This is a genomic window from Hymenobacter agri (assembly GCF_054778495.1).
In genome coordinates, this window is record NZ_BAAGZM010000985.1 from 1 (window position 1) to 1,071 (window position 1,071).

Genomic DNA, 1,071 nt, shown 5'->3' on the forward strand with positions numbered 1-1,071 from the left:
GGCCGGCGTCAGCTTGGCCACAAACAGGTCGGAGGTGGTCGCGGCGGGGTCGGCATTGGTCAGGGCCAGGCTGCCAAAGGTGAGGGCCGCGCTCTGAAACGAGCCGCACAGGTAGGCATTGCCGCCCGCATCCAGCGCCAGCTTGCCCAGTTGCTCGGTGCCCGGGCCGCCAACAGCGGTAGCGCTCAGCCACGTACCCGTCGTGCTGAGCCGGCTCACGAAAATATCGGCCGTGTACGAGCCCGTGCCTGCCTTGGTGAGCGCCGTGGCCCCAAACGTGGCCTGGGGGCTATAAAACCCGCCCGCCAGCACGAGCGTGCCGGTTCCGTCGATGGCCAGGGCGCTGGCGTAGTCGTTGTTGGTACCGCCGGCCTGCACGGCCCACTGCCAGGTACCGGCCCCGTCGAGCCTGGCCACAAAGGCATCGCTATACCAGGTGCTGCCGGGCTGCCCCACGGCGTCGGGCAGCAGCACCGACCCGAAATAGGCCCGCGTGGCGTGGCTGCCGGCAATGTACACGTTGCCACCAGCGTCGAGAACCAGGCTGGCAACCATGTCGTCGGAATCGCCGCCGCCGGTGGTTACCCACAGCAGGTTGCCCAGCGCATCGTATTTGGCCACAAACACGTCGTAGTGGTTGGCACGACTGGTAAAGGTTTGGCCGCCAATGGCCAGCGTGCCCGCAAAATGCCCCGCCACGTACGCGTTGCCCAGCGCGTCGTTGGCGAGGGCACTGGCGTAGCTCTCGCCGCCCTGGGTAAGACCAACGGGAGCGGCAGAGCCAAATACCGGCGCGGCCACTTGCGCCGCCGCCGGGCCGGCCGCCCAGCCCAGGGCCGCGAGGGTAAGCAGCGCCGCGCTGGCTTTACGGAGTAGAAAGGAGTACATAGGCGCAAGGGAAAAGGAAGGAATGGAAAGGATGGCAATGGGCCGGCACCAGCTGCTTAGGTCGCGTAGGTGCCTTCCGGCGTCTGGCGCAGCAGGCTTAGGGCAGCTAATGTAGCCAGCAGCGGCTCCACCTTGTCGGCCCGGAGGCGCCGGAAGCCGGCGGCCACCTGGGCGGCGGTCACG

General features: G+C 67.9%; 1 protein-coding gene. It reads right to left on the reverse strand.

Features of this window, described 5'->3' with window-relative positions; all coding sequences use genetic code 11:
- Positions 1 to 888 (reverse strand): hypothetical protein (locus ACYVDE_RS23895; protein ID WP_460504024.1); only part of this gene is annotated, 888 nt, incomplete at its 3' end.
- Positions 889 to 1,071: the final 183 nt, after the last annotated feature.